The organism is Cobetia marina, assembly GCF_001720485.1.
Taxonomy (GTDB): domain Bacteria; phylum Pseudomonadota; class Gammaproteobacteria; order Pseudomonadales; family Halomonadaceae; genus Cobetia; species Cobetia marina.
Map to the genome: position 1 here is coordinate 2,051,709 of NZ_CP017114.1, position 16,506 is coordinate 2,068,214.

The 16,506-nt window shown below is 62.4% G+C and carries 14 protein-coding genes; 9 read left to right on the forward strand and 5 right to left on the reverse strand.

The window, feature by feature from the left end; genetic code table 11:
• Positions 1–490: 490 nt before the first annotated feature.
• On the forward strand, positions 491–1,294 hold the full coding sequence (locus tag BFX80_RS08715) for a spermidine synthase (RefSeq protein ID WP_240499723.1): 804 nt from the start codon (positions 491–493) through the stop codon (positions 1,292–1,294).
• Between the two features lie 145 nt (positions 1,295–1,439).
• Here the strand turns inward: BFX80_RS08715 and BFX80_RS08720 are convergent, their stop codons facing one another.
• Positions 1,440–1,880 (reverse strand): hemerythrin domain-containing protein, encoded by a 441-nt coding sequence (locus tag BFX80_RS08720; RefSeq protein WP_077376112.1) that lies wholly within the window; start codon positions 1,878–1,880, stop codon positions 1,440–1,442.
• A gap of 340 nt (positions 1,881–2,220) precedes the next feature.
• Between BFX80_RS08720 and BFX80_RS08725 the strand changes: the two genes are divergently transcribed.
• From BFX80_RS08725 to BFX80_RS08740, 4 genes are all read left to right on the forward strand, one after another.
• Positions 2,221–4,671 (forward strand): FdhF/YdeP family oxidoreductase, encoded by a 2,451-nt coding sequence (locus BFX80_RS08725; RefSeq protein WP_084208608.1) that lies wholly within the window; start codon positions 2,221–2,223, stop codon positions 4,669–4,671.
• A gap of 547 nt (positions 4,672–5,218) precedes the next feature.
• Entirely contained in the window at positions 5,219–6,520 is a 1,302-nt protein-coding gene (codB, locus tag BFX80_RS08730) for a cytosine permease (protein WP_084208609.1), read from the forward strand.
• Between the two features lie 125 nt (positions 6,521–6,645).
• Positions 6,646–6,984, forward strand: a complete 339-nt coding sequence (locus tag BFX80_RS08735; protein WP_276204877.1) for a type II toxin-antitoxin system RelE/ParE family toxin — start codon at positions 6,646–6,648, stop codon at positions 6,982–6,984.
• Positions 6,985–6,998: 14 nt separating this feature from the next.
• Positions 6,999–7,328 carry a HigA family addiction module antitoxin gene (locus BFX80_RS08740; RefSeq protein WP_077376121.1) on the forward strand — a complete coding sequence of 110 codons (330 nt, stop codon included), beginning with the start codon at positions 6,999–7,001 and terminating at the stop codon, positions 7,326–7,328.
• Between the two features lie 126 nt (positions 7,329–7,454).
• Here the strand turns inward: BFX80_RS08740 and BFX80_RS08745 are convergent, their stop codons facing one another.
• The 4 genes from BFX80_RS08745 to BFX80_RS08760 all read right to left on the reverse strand — a co-directional run bounded on the left by BFX80_RS08745 (position 7,455) and on the right by BFX80_RS08760 (position 11,366).
• Entirely contained in the window at positions 7,455–8,435 is a 981-nt protein-coding gene (locus BFX80_RS08745) for a DMT family transporter (RefSeq protein ID WP_084208610.1), read from the reverse strand.
• Between the two features lie 185 nt (positions 8,436–8,620).
• On the reverse strand, positions 8,621–9,841 hold the full coding sequence (locus tag BFX80_RS08750) for a DMT family transporter (RefSeq protein WP_084208611.1): 1,221 nt from the start codon (positions 9,839–9,841) through the stop codon (positions 8,621–8,623).
• A gap of 176 nt (positions 9,842–10,017) precedes the next feature.
• Positions 10,018–10,749, reverse strand: a complete 732-nt coding sequence (locus BFX80_RS08755; protein ID WP_084208612.1) for a helix-turn-helix domain-containing protein — start codon at positions 10,747–10,749, stop codon at positions 10,018–10,020.
• Positions 10,750–10,823: 74 nt separating this feature from the next.
• Positions 10,824–11,366 (reverse strand): hypothetical protein, encoded by a 543-nt coding sequence (locus BFX80_RS08760; RefSeq protein WP_077376133.1) that lies wholly within the window; start codon positions 11,364–11,366, stop codon positions 10,824–10,826.
• Positions 11,367–11,685: 319 nt separating this feature from the next.
• Here BFX80_RS08760 and BFX80_RS08765 point away from each other — a divergent pair, with 319 nt between their 5' ends.
• The 4 genes from BFX80_RS08765 to BFX80_RS08780 all read left to right on the forward strand — a co-directional run bounded on the left by BFX80_RS08765 (position 11,686) and on the right by BFX80_RS08780 (position 16,396).
• On the forward strand, positions 11,686–12,270 hold the full coding sequence (locus BFX80_RS08765; RefSeq protein ID WP_084208613.1) for a sugar dehydrogenase complex small subunit: 585 nt from the start codon (positions 11,686–11,688) through the stop codon (positions 12,268–12,270).
• A gap of 109 nt (positions 12,271–12,379) precedes the next feature.
• Positions 12,380–13,993: a GMC family oxidoreductase gene (locus BFX80_RS08770; protein ID WP_084208614.1), complete on the forward strand. Its 1,614-nt coding sequence runs from the start codon at positions 12,380–12,382 to the stop codon at positions 13,991–13,993.
• Positions 13,994–13,995: 2 nt separating this feature from the next.
• On the forward strand, positions 13,996–15,537 hold the full coding sequence (locus BFX80_RS08775; RefSeq protein ID WP_205632757.1) for a c-type cytochrome: 1,542 nt from the start codon (positions 13,996–13,998) through the stop codon (positions 15,535–15,537).
• A gap of 319 nt (positions 15,538–15,856) precedes the next feature.
• Positions 15,857–16,396, forward strand: coding sequence for a hypothetical protein (locus tag BFX80_RS08780; protein ID WP_077376142.1), 540 nt, complete (start codon positions 15,857–15,859; stop codon positions 16,394–16,396).
• The last annotated feature ends 110 nt before the right edge of the window (positions 16,397–16,506 follow it).

Here is a 16,506-nt window from a genome sequence, read left to right on the forward strand (position 1 = left end):
TGTCCCGCAGACCGCCTTTCCCCATAGTGTGTCGCCTCAAGGCGGGGTCAGGCAATGACCCGAGAGGCATGCGTGGCGGGCACGATCTCCCGAGCAGGCCGTGGTCTGGCTGGCGCTCAAGCCAGAGAGCATCGCTGCCGCGTGTCTGGCACCTTCGCGCCAGCGTTTTGCATTATGCAACTTCCATTGATTAACGATTGTGGATTTTCGTAACCACCTAGCCAGTATTAGAGATACCACGAGAATGTGCCAGTTCTGTTGCAGGGGCTCTGTTGTCTCTCAACCGTTGCCACTGCTGTTGTCCTTTCTGGCAGGTATCCCTGTGGAGTGACTGGCTCATTATCGCCATGACGCGCATGGCTGGTAGGATAACGCTCCTCTGGATCATGCAGATGCCTGCCAGCGGGATATTGCGTCAATGCGCGTCGCCCCGGCTGGAGTTGCCTGCAGGTATCGATTGTCGCGTGATCTCTTCTAGCCTGGATATGCCATGAAACGTTTTGTGCTGCTCGATACCGCCCCGATCCCCGGTACCACGGATTCGCTCTGTCTGTTCGAGTATGGCGAGGACTTCGTCATCAAGATCGAGAGCGGCAAGGGGGGGCAGCTGATGAATACCCGCATGCATGGCTCGGAAGACGCGCTGGCAGAGATTCCTGCTGGCCTGCTGAAGAGTCGCGGAACGCCGTCGGCGCCGCAGCGTGTCCTGATCGGCGGTCTGGGCATGGGCTTCACGCTGGCCTCGGCGCTTGCGCACTTCAAGGCAGATGCCGAGGTGGTGGTCGCCGAGCTGGTGCCGGGCGTGATCACCTGGAATGACGGCCCGCTGGGGGCCAAGGCGGGGTATCCGATCCGCAATCCGCGCACGACCGTCGAGAATCGCGATGTGGCCGAGGTGCTGCGCGAAGCACCTGGCGGTTTCGATGCCATCATGCTGGATGTGGACAATGGCCCGGAGGGGCTGACCGCTGACGACAATGATTGGCTCTACAGCGCGGAAGGGCTGGCGGTATGCGCCAGGGCACTGCGTCCTGCCGGCATTCTGGCAGTGTGGTCGGCCACGGCCGATGCGCGCTTCTCTCAGCGTCTGTCGCGGGCCGGTTTCAAGGCCGAGGCGCGTCAGGTGTATGCCCATGGCACGTCCGGAGCCAGGCATACGATCTGGATCGCACGTCATGTCGGACGTTCAGCGACCTCCGAGTCCGGGCCAGGGGCGGGCAAGGGAGAGAAGAAGGGCAAGCGTGCTGGCGGCTCATTCAAGGGGGCCGGGGCGAAAGGCAGCCGCCGCCGGTAATGTCGTGCGGCCGGGGCGTCAGTCTCTTTCGCTCAACTTCTCGACCGCCATCAACGACAACGGGCTGGCCACGTCATGTGGCCAGCCCGTGTCATCTCCTGCCTGGCTATTGTCGAGCGTCAGGCGCCAGGCATCAGGCGATATATCAGGCCGCTTCGCGTGCCTTCATGTCCTTCAGGTACTCATCGGCGAGTCGCTGCTTGGTGGCGTCGTCGAAGACGCGACCGGCCAGCTGGAAGACTTCCTGCTCTTCCTCGTCCAGATGGTGAGTCACCAGATGCTCGAGCTGCTTGGCGGCGGCCAGCCAGCCGGGTGAGCTGTAGTCCGTCGTCTCGAGTTTCTCGACCAGCTCATCGATTTCATGGTGCTCGGCCACGCTGTGACGCGCCTTTTCCTGCGTCATGTCGTGTTCCATCATCGGGATGTAGAGCGCGCGCTCCTCAGCTCCCGCATGGTTGGTGAGCGATTCCTTGAGGCGCTTGAACAGGTCATCGCGAGGCTCGCTGTCACCTTCAGTCTTGAGCAGCATGTCCAGCAGGCGGCGTTGTTCGTCGTGGGTCTCGCGCAGGGCTTCAAAGATGGTCATGTTCGGGCTCCTCATCAGCGTCAGCTTGTCGAGTGGCTGGGCGAGACGCGTGGCCTGTCTCTTTTCTTGCCGGACTCTCAGCTTCTCCCTTCAAGCTTTGGCGTTCCAGCATTCCAGAAGACGGCTCACGTCTGTCAGGGGCTCGCCGTGTCAGCGCATTTTCTCGAGCTCATTGTGTCAGGTATGTACAACTCTGGTGGCGGATCGAAAGAACTTCAAGGGCGCAACGCCGGCTGCCCTTGAAAATCCCCCGCGCGAGAGCAAGAGATGAGGTATCGCTCATATCTTGCCTGCTACTTTCTCTTTCTTGATCGAGCACGCACCGCGCAGGAGTTCTGACATGTCACACGACGCGCCCACGTCCCGGCCCGCTTCTTCCAGCACCTTCGGCCACAAGGGGTCCCATGCGCCTGACCTTTCCCGCGAGCTTTCCGGCAGCCAGCTTGATCGTCCGCCGGGCGGCGGCTGGCCATCGCTCAAGGCAGTGGAGACATTCCTCTGGCAGGAGCACCTGCCGATCGCCGGGCATGTCAGCCTGATGAAGATGAACAAGCCGGATGGCTTCATCTGTCCGAGCTGCGCCTGGCCGAATGGTGACAAGCCCAAGGGGGCCAATTTCTGCGAGAACGGTGCCAAGGCGCTCGCGTGGGAGGCGACGCGTGAGCGCGTCAGCGATGAACTCTTCGCTCAGAACACCGTGAGCCAGCTTCGCGAGTGGACGGATCATCATCTGGAGAAGGAAGGGCGCCTGACGCACCCGCTGCGCTACAACGCGGCTGAGGATCGCTACGAGGTCACCAGCTGGGAGGCGGCCTACGCCGAGATCGGTGAGCGTTTCAAACAGTATGAGGACCCGAACCAGGTCGAGTTCTATACCTCGGGGCGCACCTCCAACGAGGCGGCCTTCCTGTTCTCGCTGTTCGGGCGCATGTACGGCACCAACAACTTCCCCGACTGCTCGAACATGTGTCACGAGACCACCTCGCGGGCACTGCCGGAGTCCATCGGCATCGGCAAGGCCACGGTGAATCTCGAGGACTTCAAGCAGGCCGATGCCATCTTCATCTTCGGTCAGAACAGCGGCACCAACAGTCCCCGCATGCTGGGCGATCTCCACGAGGCGCGTGGCCGTGGTGCCGAGGTGGTGAGCTTCAATCCTCTGCGCGAGCGGGCGCTGGTGAGCTTTGCCGACCCGCAATCGCCCAGGGACATGCTGAGCGGCAAGGGCGTCGAGATCAGCACCCAGTACCATCAACTGCGCATCGGCGGTGACCTCGCTGCCGTGCAGGCGATGTGCAAGTACGTGATCGAGGCCGACGATGCACTGCGTGAGCGCAATCCGCATGCGGTGGGGCTGCTGGATCATGACTTCATCGCGCAACACACCCACGGCTTCGAGGCCTTCGCCGATCACTGCCGCAAGCTTGACTGGCAGGATCTGGTCGAGATGTCCGGCCTGTCGCGGGAGTCACTGGAGCAGGCGGCGCAGACCTATCTTGAGGCCGAGCGCGTGATCTGTTGCTGGGGCATGGGCATCACTCAGCATGCGCGGGGTGGCGATACCATCCAGCAGATCGTCAATCTGCTGTTGTTGCGCGGCAATATCGGCAAGCCGGGCGCCGGGCCTTGTCCGGTGCGCGGCCATTCCAACGTGCAGGGGGATCGCACCGTCGGTATCGAGAACCTGCCCAACGGCGCGATGCTGGATGCCTTCGATCGCGTCTTCGACATCCAGTGCCCACGGGACAACGGCCATGATGTCGCCGAATGCTGCGAGGCGATTCTGCGCGGTGAGACACGGGCCTTCATCGGCATGGGCGGCAACTTCTTCCGCGCGATTCCGGACCAGAAGCGCATCGTGGAGAAGGTGCACGAGCTGGACATGACGGTGCATATCGCCACCAAGCTCAATCGCAGCCATCTGCATCCCGGCAAGCACGGCTGGGTATTGCCGACGCTGGGTCATAGCGAGCGGGATCTGCAGGCCGGCGCCGATGGCAAGGGCGCGGAGCAGACCACCAGTGTCGAGGACGGCATGTGCAACGTCTCGCCCTCGCGCGGCGTGATGGCGCCGGCGGATGCCAGCCTGCACTCCGAGATCGCTATCACCTGTCAGCTGGCCAAGGCCACTCTGCCGGCGCATCCCACCCTGGACTGGGACTGGTTGCAGGCGGATTACGCGCGCATTCGCGACCGTATCGAACAGGTCTTCCCGCAGATCTTCCCGGACTACAATGCCCGCCTGGCGCAGGGTGGCTTCCACATCCGCATCGCCCCGCGTGAGCGCATCTGGCACACCGACTCCGGGCGCGCCAACTTCCTGTTCCCCGAAGGCCTGGGCACCGATGAGCAGGGGCTCGACAAGGTCACCCATGAGACGCTGGACATGGACAGTACCTTCCTGCTCAGCACCATGCGGGGCCATGATCAGTTTAACACCACCGTCTATTCCAATGATGACCGCTATCGGGACGTCTACGGGACGCGCATGGTGGTGATGATCAGCCCGCAGGATCTGGAAACGCTCGGCCTGTCCGAGGGCCAGCGCGTGCGTATGGAAACCGTGAGTGAGGATGGTGTCGAGCGCAGCATGGCCGGCTTCAAGCTCAAGGCCTACGATATCCCGAGCGGCTGTCTGGCAGCGTATTACCCGGAAACCAATGACCTGATTCCGCTGGATCACCGTGATGCGCGCAGCAATACGCCGGCCTCGAAATCGGTGCCTGTCAGATTGCGTCTGATGGACAGCGAAGAGGTCAATGCCAGTGAAGGAGTGCTGGCAAGCGCTTGAGGCCCCTCTGACCGGGAATGTCTGAAAAAAATTTGCATCCTGCACTTGGCGTCAGGTTATGACGTGAGGGAAGGACGATGCGATCAACGCCACGCGCTGCACTGAAAGAGTGCGCCGCGTGGCGTTTTTGTGGATCACTGCCATATTGAGGGCATCTTACGGGGATCTTGCGCCATCACCGGCCAAGTGACGCAAGCGATACGTCATAGAGGGCATTGCTGCGCCAATGGCTGCCTCACACCCCCTCCAGCGCGAGATCCTGACGCCAAGGACAAGTTATGGCGCCGGGCAGTCCGCGGACAGGTACGCGGACATTTCAAGGACTGGCGCGTTTCTTGCGTGGTGGTAGGGTGGCGACCGCCAGTCCCGCTCATCCGCACTTCGCCAGCGGTTGGCAGGCTCTCATCGACCGACGCGCTGCCCGTCGAGCGCAGCGTTCCATGAGAGCGACCTGCCAGGTGGCGAGAGAGCATGGCACCTTACTCCGGCTGACACGGCCTCACACGAAGAGACTCGGCGCGATGCACGAGTCCGAGGGATACCCCGCATGGCAGATGACCGCTCATCAACTTCACAGACCTCACCGCTGGCTTCGGCCGCAGGCAATGACTATCCCTTGAGCGAAGTCCCCGCTTCGGCACGACGTGGGCTGCTCTCCACTTCAATGGTGCTGCTCGGCTTCACCTTCTTCACCGCCACCATGTGGGCCGGTGGGTCACTGGGCTCGGCCTTCGCGCTCAATGAGCTGATGTGGGTCATCGTGATCGGCAATCTGCTGCTGGGGAGCTATGCGGCGGCGCTGGCCTACATCGCCTGCAAGAGCGGCCTCAACTCGGTGTTGATGGGTCGCCTGTGCTTTGGCGAGAAGGGCAGCCGTCTGTCGGACTTCGTGCTCGGCTTCACCCAGATCGGCTGGTACGCCTGGGGCACCGCGACCATCGCCATCGTGCTGGTCAAGACACTCGGCTTGCCGGAATGGCTGACCACGCCGCTGATGGTCATCTTCGGTTTCGCCTTCTGCCTGACGGCGATGATCGGCTATCGCGGCCTGGACATGCTCTCGCGCGTTGCCGTGCCGGCCATGCTGCTGTTCATCCTGTTCAGTCTCTATACCGGCATGGTCGATGTCGGTGGCATGGCGGGACTCGCGGCACTGACGCCCACGGATTCCATGAGCTGGACAGCCGCCATCACGGCGGTGATCGGTACCTTCATCAGTGGCGGCACCCAGGCGACCAACTGGAGTCGCTTCGCACGCTCGCCGAAGATCGCCGTGATCGCCACCCTGGCGGCCTTCTTCGTCGGTAATGGCCTGATGGTGCTGACCGGTGCGCTCGGCGCGATGATCTATCAGCAGGCCGATATCGTCGATGTGATGATTGCCCAGGGGCTGGTCAGCCTCGCGGTGTTGATGCTGTTTCTCAATATCTGGACCACCCAGGACAACACCATCTACAACTTCGCCATCGCCGGCTGCAATCTGCTGCGCACGCCGCATCGTCAGCGTGTCACCCTGGGCGGCGCGGCCATCGGCACGGTGCTGGCGGTACTCGGCATGTATGAGTGGCTGATTCCGTTCCTGATTCTGCTCGGCACCTTCATTCCGCCGATCGGCGGCGTGATCATGGCCAACTTCTGGCTCGGCCACAAAGGCCAGTATCCGCGTCTCGCCAAGATGCCCAAGGTGGATTACCACTGGCCGGGCCTCGCCGCCTACGCCATCGCCTGCCTGTGTGCCTGGAGCTCCCCCTTCATGCCGCCGGTCGTGGGTGTCGTGGTCGCCTTCGTCGTCTACGGCGGGCTGATCAAGCTTGCCAAGGTCGAACTGGCCGACAAGACGGCGGCGTGAGTGACTGATCGCCTGATATGAAGGGCAGAGGAATACGAAACGCCCAACGAGTCCTGGACTCGTTGGGCGTTTTTCATGGGGGAGAGAAACGTCAGGGTAGAGTCACCTCAGGGGAGAGTCACTTGATGCACAACGTGGTTGTGCATGGAATGAGGGAAAAAGGTGCTGCCATGGCGGTGGAATTCAGGGATGTGTGGCTCGAGAGCTTCTACGAGCAAGATGTTGGCCACCGCAAGATACCTGCGGCGCTCTCAAGTTCGCTTTATCGCAAGTTGCAGATTCTCGATGCCGCAAGCCAGGAGTCTGATTTGAGGATTCCGCCAGGCAATCGTTTCGAGCATCTCCAGGGCAATCTCGCAGGTTATTGCTCGATTCGCGTCAACAAGCAGTATCGACTCATCTTTCGATGGGAGGCAGGGATTGCCCATCAAACATATCTAGACCCGCATGCTGACAAGGGCTAGAGGAGGTAGCAGCGATGAGAAACACCCAGCGGCGCCCACTGACGGTAGGCGAGATGTTGACGGCAGAGTTTCTGGAGCCGATGGAGATCGACATCCGCACACTGGCCGAGGCGATGGGAGTGCACAGAAATACCCTGAGCCGTATCGTTCATGACAAGGGGACCTTGACGGCCCCGATGGCCATCAAGCTGGCGGCTGCGCTAGGCAATACGCCGGAGTTTTGGCTCAACATCCAGCATGCTGTGGAGCTCTGGGATGTGCGTCATCGTGCCTACGCGCAGGATGCCAAGGGCGTACGTCGCATAACGCCGCAAGTTGATGCCGCCGAGCTTGCCTCGCATTGACGTCGCACGCTCTTCACGGCGAGTGATCGAGACGGCGTAATCCTGTGAGTACATGCCCAGTAACACAGAAAGCCCCAGCCTGAGGATCAGGCTGGGGCTTTCTGTTGTTCAGGCTCCAGGCATTCTTCAGATCGTTTTCGGCCTCACTTGAATCACCAGGCAGACGGCAATCAGTACCATGCCGAGCCAGCCGAGCGGGGCGATATGCTCGCCGACGATGGTGACGGCGAGCAGCGCAGCGACCAGCGGCTCGAACAGCGTGAGCAGGGTGGCCTTGCTGGCGGCGATGGTCTTGAGGCCATAGCCGAAGGCGAGATAGCCGAGGAACATCGGTACCAGTGCCATGTAGAGTGCCACGCCTGCGTTGCCGGCAGTGGCGAACAGGCGCGGGTCTGCCACCAGCATGCTGAGGCCCAGGCCTGCGATCAACGCGATGCCGGCGACGCCGAACAGGCTGCCCATGGCCGCGCGAGCGTGGATACCACCTTCCATCATGCGCCGTGCGATCAGCGAGTAGGCGGCGTAGGTCACCCCGGCGATGATGCCCAGCGCGATACCCGCCAGGCGCGCCAGTTCATCAGTGAAGGCAAGGCGACCGTCAGCACTCTGCCCCGCGGCGAGGGGTGTCGTCATGCCCTGATGGCCCGTTTCGCCCAATGCCATCATCACCACCCCGGCGATGCCCAGTGCGAGGCTGAGATACCAGCTCGGCGTGAGTCGATGGTGACCGAACAGGCGCTCCAGTATCGCGGCCGCCAGGGGCGCCGTGGCGATGGTGATCACCGTGCCGATGGCGACGCCCGCCAGGTGCATCGAGGTATAGAAGGCCAGCGGGTAGATGACGACACATACGGCGCCGAGCAATACCCGGCACTTCTGCGCCATCAAAAGGCCCAGGCAGCCCAAGATATTGGGCCGTGCGATCACTGCCTGAAGCAGGCCACCAACGCCCATGGCGAAGGCACCGGTCGCCAGCGGACTGACATTCTGATTGAAGTGGGCCGCCGTGCCGGTGGTGCCCCACAGCAGCGCCGCAAACAGCACCGCCAGGCTGCCCAGCACTCCCGACTTCGAGGGTTGGGAGGTCAGAGGAGAGATCGTTGTCATCCAGGCATTCCTTTGGCGTGAGAGGTGCGCTCTTTCTCGTCGGCTCGCCATGCATGCCGCGAGCACGCAGAGTGTGCTGAAACCACTTTCTGTCATGATCACGACAACGCGGGGGTCACTGCGGTCTGCGCCCCGTCGTCAGCTCAGCGCAACCGGCTCAGTGAGGCCAGTTCAGTGAGATCCGTTCAACGTGGTGTCCTGTCGCCGGACTCCACTGCCGCATGGGACCAGCCGTGCTGGCTCTCTGCGGGATAGTCGAGCATTGCGACGCTTTCGCACGCGGACTCCTGCCCGCTATCGCTGTCAGTCCAGAGGCCCGTCGCCAGGTCAGTCTCCAGATCAAACGCCCGCTCTGCCTCAAGGTCAGGGCGTCGTGATGCGTGGGAGGCCCTTGCCCATGCGGTGGGCGCTGGCTGCGGACTGGCCGTCGGTGTCCTGGGGGCGCGGGAGCGAAGCTGCAGCATCAGGCAGGTCATGATCAACAGCATGCCGACCGCCCCCATCATGGTGAACTGCTCGCCGACCACCACGACCGCCAGAACGCCTGCCACCAGCGGCTCGAACATGGTCAGCATGGTGACGCGACTGATGGGCACGCTGGCCAGCCCACGCCCGAAGACCAGACTGGCCAGCAGCATGGGAATCAGCGCCATGTAGATGGCGACACTGGCATTCACCGGCGTGGCGAACAGGCGCGGGTCGTGGATGAGGCTGGCGGTTCCGAGGCCGAGCAGCAGCAGCACACCGGCGGTGCCGAACAGGCAGCCCATCGCCGCACGTCCGTGGGTGCCTTGCAACATCATGCGTCTGGCGAGCAGCGAATAGGTGGCGTAGCTTGCGCCGGCCACGATCCCCAGGGCGATGCCGATGAGCTTGCGCTCATCCATGAGCATCGCCCCCTCACCACGCGCTTCCAGCAGTGGCGTGGCCTCAGGCAACGCGGTCTCGCCGATGGCCATCAGCGCGACGCCGATCATTCCCAGCGTCAGCGCGGCATACCAGCTGGCAGTGACCTTCTTGCGGTCCAGCAGATATTCCAGTGCGGCGGCCGCCAAGGGGGCCGTGGCGATGGTGATGACGGTGCCCATCGCGACACCGGTGTATTCCATGGCCGAGTAGAAGGCCAGGGGATAGCAGATGATGAACAGAGCGCCCCAGGCCACCAGGTGTTTCTGTGCGAGCAGCTTGTGTGCCTCGGCGCGAAGATGGCGGCGTGACAGGATGGCCTGGAGTACGCCGCCCACCCCCATGGCGAAGGCGCCAGTGGCCAGCGGGCTCACACCCTGATTGAAGTGGGCGGCCGTGCCGGTGGTTCCCCACAGGCAGGCAGCCAGCAGCACGCACAGGTTGCCGGTCTGACCTTGGAGCAGCGGGGAGAGCGAAGCGTTCGCGAAGCGGTGTTGCATGGTTGATGGCTCGCAATGAAAGGTGATTCGGTGACCACGAGATTACGCTTCATTGCGAATCGATATTGTGCTGAAACTACGCTTCGTTCTGCTGGAGACAGCCAAGTGAGCCAGCAAGCGTCTGAAACGCCGTGACATGGGCGGGAGAGGTGCTGAAGAAGGTCAGGGGAAGACGCTCAGCTGGAGATGGTCAGGCTGGAGTACTGGCGAGTCATCTCGCGCGGCGTCATGCCGAAATGGTGAGAGAAGCGCCGCGTGAAGGCCGACAGGTTCTGATAGCCCACTGCCTCGGCGACCTGCTGGACACTGAGGTCGGAATGGATCAACTGCGCACGGGCGCGCTCCATGCGCCGGGCTGTCAGGTACTGCTTGACGCTGACGCCCAGGTTGTCACGAAAGATCTTGTGGAACTGGGTAGGACTCAGATGCGCCAGGGCCGCCAATGATGCTACGTCATGCGGCTGATCCAGCTGCTCGTTCATGACATCCAGCACTCTGAGCAGACGCCGATCGACACGCTTGTCGCAGGTCTGCCTCTCCAGCAGGCCCAGAAACAGCTCGATGGCCAGTCGGTCGATCCGGGCATCGACCTTGCCCTGCAGCTGGGCTTCGAGAAACAGCAGATAGTTCATCAGCAGGGTGCTGATGGAGAACACCACGCGCCGAGTGGCGGCGAGATTGTCGGGCAGGTAATCCAGGTCCGCGACGATGAAGCGTGCCGCGTCATGGGCCTGGAACTGATGGATCTCGCCCGAGCGGATGATCACGCATTCGCCGGTGACCACGGTACCGGTGTAGCCGCCGACCTGGATGTCGAGATGGCCCCGGATCGGCAGCACCAGCTGCGGATACTGGTGATCATGCACATCGGCGCGTGGCGTGTAGGAACGTAACGAGAGTGCCGTCATGGTGTCGTGGTCATTCGTCGATCATCCCTCAGGGTGGCAGGCCCGGGGCTCGCGGGAGTCTGGGCTCAGCACGCTCAGCGGCTCAGTTCGATGTTGCGTGTCTGACCACGCCCGACCTGGACCTGGCTCAGGATGAGGGGGCTGCGGGTGCCATCGGGCAGTTTGATGACGCCGGCGACATAGAAGGTGCCGGCGGGCAGGCCGGTGGCATTGAAGTAGCCATTGCTGTCGGTGCGCACGATATGGGTATAGGCCTGGGCACGCGGGTCGGCGCGCTCTGCCGTCTTGCCGGCCAGCGCCAGTTCCGCGGCTTCCGCGGAGTAGGTGGTGACCGGCGCGATCGAGATGCCTGCCTGGTTGGCATGAATCGTCTGACCCTGCCAGTCATAGGACATGCGGCCCTTGATGACTGAGGTTCCCGTCTTGTCGAGCTTGGCGTACTCCGCCTCCGGGAAGGCCACTGTCCGCTTGACGCGCTGATCGCCGTCCTCGGAGGCAGTGGTGCTGCCGAAGTCCGGAAGGGAAATGCTGTCGGCGATACGGGACGCGCTCTCGCAACCTGCCAGCAGAGTGGTGGTGAGAATCAACGCGAGAGGGGTACGCAGGGTGCGAAGCATGATGGCCATCCTTGGAATGACGAAGGGATCAAGCCCACATCCTACTGTGCCGCGAGATGACTGAAAACGTCAGCCGCCGCGAAAGACGTAAGCCACGCTCCCGGGGCGAGGGGTGGGGCCTGCCGCGTTCGCTCGGGTTGCATCGAGCGCGATGACAGGGTTGCGCAAGTGCGAACGCACGATTCATTAGTCTTTCGTCTATGAGGGGGTGCCAATTGTTACCATTCACCCAATGTTAATGTTTCCCGCTTGACCTGCTGCTGGCCTGCCAGCGTGCTCGAGTGTGCGTATCTGTTCCCATGATTGCCCGGAGAGCCCCATGACGACTTCGCCTGAGACCGATGCCTTGCCTGATTCGACTCATGACATCGCACGCGTCGATGCTTCCCGGCGTCGCCTGCTCAAGCGTGGTCTGCTCGGGGTCGGTGCCGCGACACTGACCAGCCTGCCATTGTCGGCGCTGGCGCAAACGGTCACCAGCAGTGCCCGGGAGACGGATGAGGATGGCGCCTTTGCCGCCTTCATGTCCCTCTCGGCATGGCTCTTGAGTGACAGAGTCCTCAATGAGCGCCTCGGGCAGCGGTTCTTCGAGGCACTGGCGCGCACGCCCGTCGATGGCGTGCCGGGCCTTGGCACGCTGGTGGACCTGAGAGATCGTCTCCTGGCGCTGGGGGAGCAGCGTGAATATCTGCGCGAGGATGACGTGAGAGAAGCCGAGATGGCGCTGGTGCGCCGCGTGCTGCAGGCCTGGATGCTGGGGACGGTGGGGCAATCTGCCACCGACCCGCAGGCCGAGGTGATCGCCTTTGAACATGCCGGCATGTATGCAGGCCCCCGCGATGTCCAGGTCGTGCGGACCTATTGCCCGAATCGCCCCGGTTTCTGGGCCGAGCGTCCTGCCTGAACCCACTCGTTCATCTGCCAGCATCGCCATGAGAGCGGGCGGCAACGAATGCCCTGACGACATCGCAGTCCCGCTGCGGTGACGCAAAGCACCTTGAGGAGAACCCCGCATGGCTGAGGAAGCTCGTACGTATGACGCTGACGTGATCGTGGTGGGCTCCGGCGTTGCCGGTGCCCTGATCGCGCATCGTCTGGCCGAAGCCGGCAAGGCGGTCATCATGCTGGAAGCCGGCCCGCGCCTGGAGCGCTGGCAGATCGTGGAGCGCTTTCGCAATCAGGCCGACAAGATGGACTTCATGGGGCCGTATCCCGCCAGCAAGGCGGCACCGCATCCCATGCTGCACGGCGACAATGCCGACTATCTCGTCCAGAAGGGTGAGCAGCCCTATGACGCGCAGTATATCCGCGCCGTCGGCGGTACCACCTGGCATTGGGCGGCCTCGGCCTGGCGCTTCCTGCCCAGCGATTTCCGTCTCAAGAGCGAATATGGAGTAGGTCTCGACTGGCCGATCGCCTATGAGGACCTGGAAGACTACTACTTCCGGGCCGAGGTGGCGCTGGGTGTCTGGGGGCCGAATGATGTCGATCTCGGCAGCCCGCGCAGCGCCGAGTATCCGATGGCGCCTCTGCCGCTGTCGTGGAACGAACAGCGGGTCAGCGAGCGCATCAATCCCCACGGTTTTGACATGGTCACCGAGCCGGTGGCGCGCAACAGCCGCCCCTACGATGACCGCCCGACCTGCTGCGGCAACAACAACTGCATGCCGATCTGCCCGATCGGGGCGATGTACTCCGGCATCATTCACGTCGAGAAGGCGGAGCGCGCCGGTGCCCGACTGATCGACAATGCCATCGTCCATCATCTGGAAAGCGATGCCAGCGGCAAGATCCGCGAAGTGCGCTATCTCGACCCGCAAGGCAAGCAGCATCGACTGAGCGCACCCAAGGTGGTGCTGGCGGCCAATGGCATCGAGACGCCCAAGCTGATGCAGATGTCGGTGAATGCACATACCCCCGACGGTGTGGGCAATCAGAACGACATGGTCGGCCGGCATCTGATGGATCACCCGGGTACCGGTGTGAGCTTTCTGGCCGATGAGGCACTGTGGGCCGGCCGTGGCCCCCAGGAGATGACGTCCATCATCACCTGGCGTGACGGGGATTTTCGCCGTGAATTCGCCTCCAAGAAGCTGCACCTTTCCAACATCGCCCGGACTCAGCAGATGACTACCGAGGTGCTGGCGGAGACTCCCCTGAGGCTGGGCGCGGACCTGCAGGCGCAGATCGACAATCGTGCCAGCCGTTATGTGCAGTTCGACAGCTTCCATGAGCTGCTGCCCGAGCCAGCCAATCGCATCACGCCGTCAAAAAAACGTGACGCACTTGGTCTGCCGCGCCCGGAATTCCGTTATGCTATCGATGATTACGTCAAGCGCAGCGCCGTGCATACGCGGGAGCAATATGCACGCATCGCCAAGCTGATGGGAGGCACGGACATCGCGTTCCGTGATGAGTTCTCCAACAACCAGCATATCTGCGGTACGACCCTGATGGGAGATGACCCGACGCAATCCGTGGTGGACCGCGATTGCCGAGTGCATGGCCACGACAATCTGTTCGTCGCCAGCTCCGGCAGCATGCCGACTGTCGGCTCGGTCAACTGCACTCTGACGATTGCCGCCTTGTCTCTTCGTATTGCCGATCTGCTCGAACAGGAAATATAAGCATGGTCCCGCACGCCCGTACTGCTGGCATTCGTGATGCCATTGATGAGAATGCCCGAGGTGCCCGCCTCACGGCCCGTCCCGCGCGTCTGGCCCGTGCAATACGTCTTGCTGCCATTGCCGGTTCCAGTGCGCTGTTGCTCAGCGCCTGTGGCAGTGGTGAAGATGAGCACGCCAGGCAGGTGGAGGCCGACAAGGCCGCCACCAATGATCCGGCGTTGATCGAGAAAGGCCTGTACATGGCACGCGCCAGTGATTGCGCTGCCTGTCATAGTACGCAAGACGGTGATGAGTACGCCGGCGGCCTCGGTTTCGAGACGCCGGTCGGCAAGATCTTCGCCACCAACATCACCCCGGACACCGAACACGGCATCGGCAACTACACTCTCGAGGAGTACACCCGTGTACTGCGCGAAGGTGAGGCGGCCGATGGCCACAATCTCTATCCGGCGATGCCGTTCCCGTCCTATGCACGTCTGACCGATGACGACATCAAGTCACTCTATGCCTGGAACATGCATGACGTGACGCCGAGCGCCACGCCGAACCGTGAGAGCGAGATTCCGTTCCCGCTCAACATGCGTTGGCCGATGGCGCTGTGGGAAGAGATCTTCTCGCCGCTGGAGCCCTGGCAGGATGACCCCGAGAAGAGCGCCGACTGGAACCGTGGCGCCTATCTCGTCCAGGGGCCGGGACACTGTGGCAGCTGCCACACCGAGCGTGGCATCGCCTTCCAGGAGAAGGCGCTGACAGGCGATGAGGACGGCTATCTCGGTGGTGCGATGATCGAAGGCTGGCGCGCCTTCAACCTGACGCCGGATATGCAGGATGGTCTGGGCAGCTGGAGTGAGCAGGATATCCAGACCTACCTCGCCACTGGCAACCTCAAGGGCAAGGCGCAGGCCGGCGGCCCGATGGCGGATGTCGTCACGCACTCCATGCGTCACATGAGCGAAGATGATCTGCGTGCCATTGCCGTCTATCTGAAGTCCATCCCGGCCGTGAATGGCAAGGGTGAGCAGGGCGAGGCGATCAATGATGGCGATCGCCAGGCGGAAGCTGAGCAGGCCAGCGAGCCTCAGGTCGCCACGCGGTTCAATCAGGGGGCACCGGCTGACGATGTCCTGTTGCTGCGCGGTCAGCCACTCGACAAGCGCCCGGATGACGAAGCGCTGATCGGCCAGCTGACGGATGCCACCCCGGGTGTGCGCCTGTATCTGGGCCACTGTGCCATGTGTCACGGGGCGGATGGCGCCGGCACCCAGGATGGTTACTACCCGTCGCTGTTCCACAACAGCGTGACCGGCAGTGTCTATCCGGACAACCTGGCGCAGGCGATTCTCAATGGCGTGCAGCGCGAGAACAATGGTCACAGCGTCTTCATGCCGGCCTTTGATGACAACCTGACCGACGGCGAGCTGATCAACCTGATGGACTACCTGGAGAATCGCTTCGGGGAAGGTCACCAGAGTGCCTCTCTCGCGGCACCTGATGCGCGTCGCCAGCAGTTGGCGGACAAGCTGGAAGAATGGCGCAAGCACTGAGGCGCCCTTGACCGCCCCCTCTTGCGTGAATGTGAACATGAATGTGAATGTGAACGTGAGAAGGGGGCAGGAATTGCCTGGCCAGTCGTCGTGGCATGCGTGAAGACCGCCACGACGACTGGCCGATAGGCTCACCCGGCGCCAGAGACAGCCAGTGCTGGCGCTATGGTGAGGATGGGGTAAAATTGCGCCAGGCAGGACACCGACATCACATTCATCCCGCTCGGTTGCGCTCAAATGCAGCACAAACTGAAGAACTGCGGTAGAATGTGCGCCCAGACTTTAGCTCTTTATCAATTATTCGAGGCAACATAGCAGTATGACCGACGCTACTCTTGACGATCAGCTTGCATCCCTGTTTCAGGAGCAGGACACCAAGCAGGACCAGAACGCCCGCATCAAGGAGCTGGAGCGTCAGCTGCGTGAAGCCAGCAAGGAAGCCGACAAGCTCCGCAATGCCCGTGACAAGGCAAAGAAGGAAGTCGAGGACCTGCGTGCTCGCAACGAGCGTCTGAGCGAGAAGGCAGCAGCCTCTGACAAGCACCGCAAGCAGGTCGAACACGAGTTCAACCAGAAGCTGGTGCAGTACAAGGCGCGTCTGGCCCGTGAACAGGCCATCGCCCAGTCCCGCATGATGCCGATGGCAGCCGCTGAAGAGCAGGCGGAGTCCGAGGACACCGCAGACGCGGCTTCCCTGGAAGACCTGGGTCTGAACGCTGCAGCTATCCGCGCGCTGACCGAAGCCGGCTACGATGACGTCGCCAAGGTCCGCAAGGCCCACGCTGACGGCGTGATCGCTGAGGTCAAGGGTATCGGTCCCAAGGCTCAGTCCCAGATCGCGGAAGCGCTGGACGCCTGATCGTCTCTGATGAATGAAAAAACCCGCCAATTGGCGGGTTTTTTCGTGTCTGGCTGACGCGCCTGGCGTTTGACGGTCCGAGGCGGCCTGAGGGGCAAGACGGCCTGGGA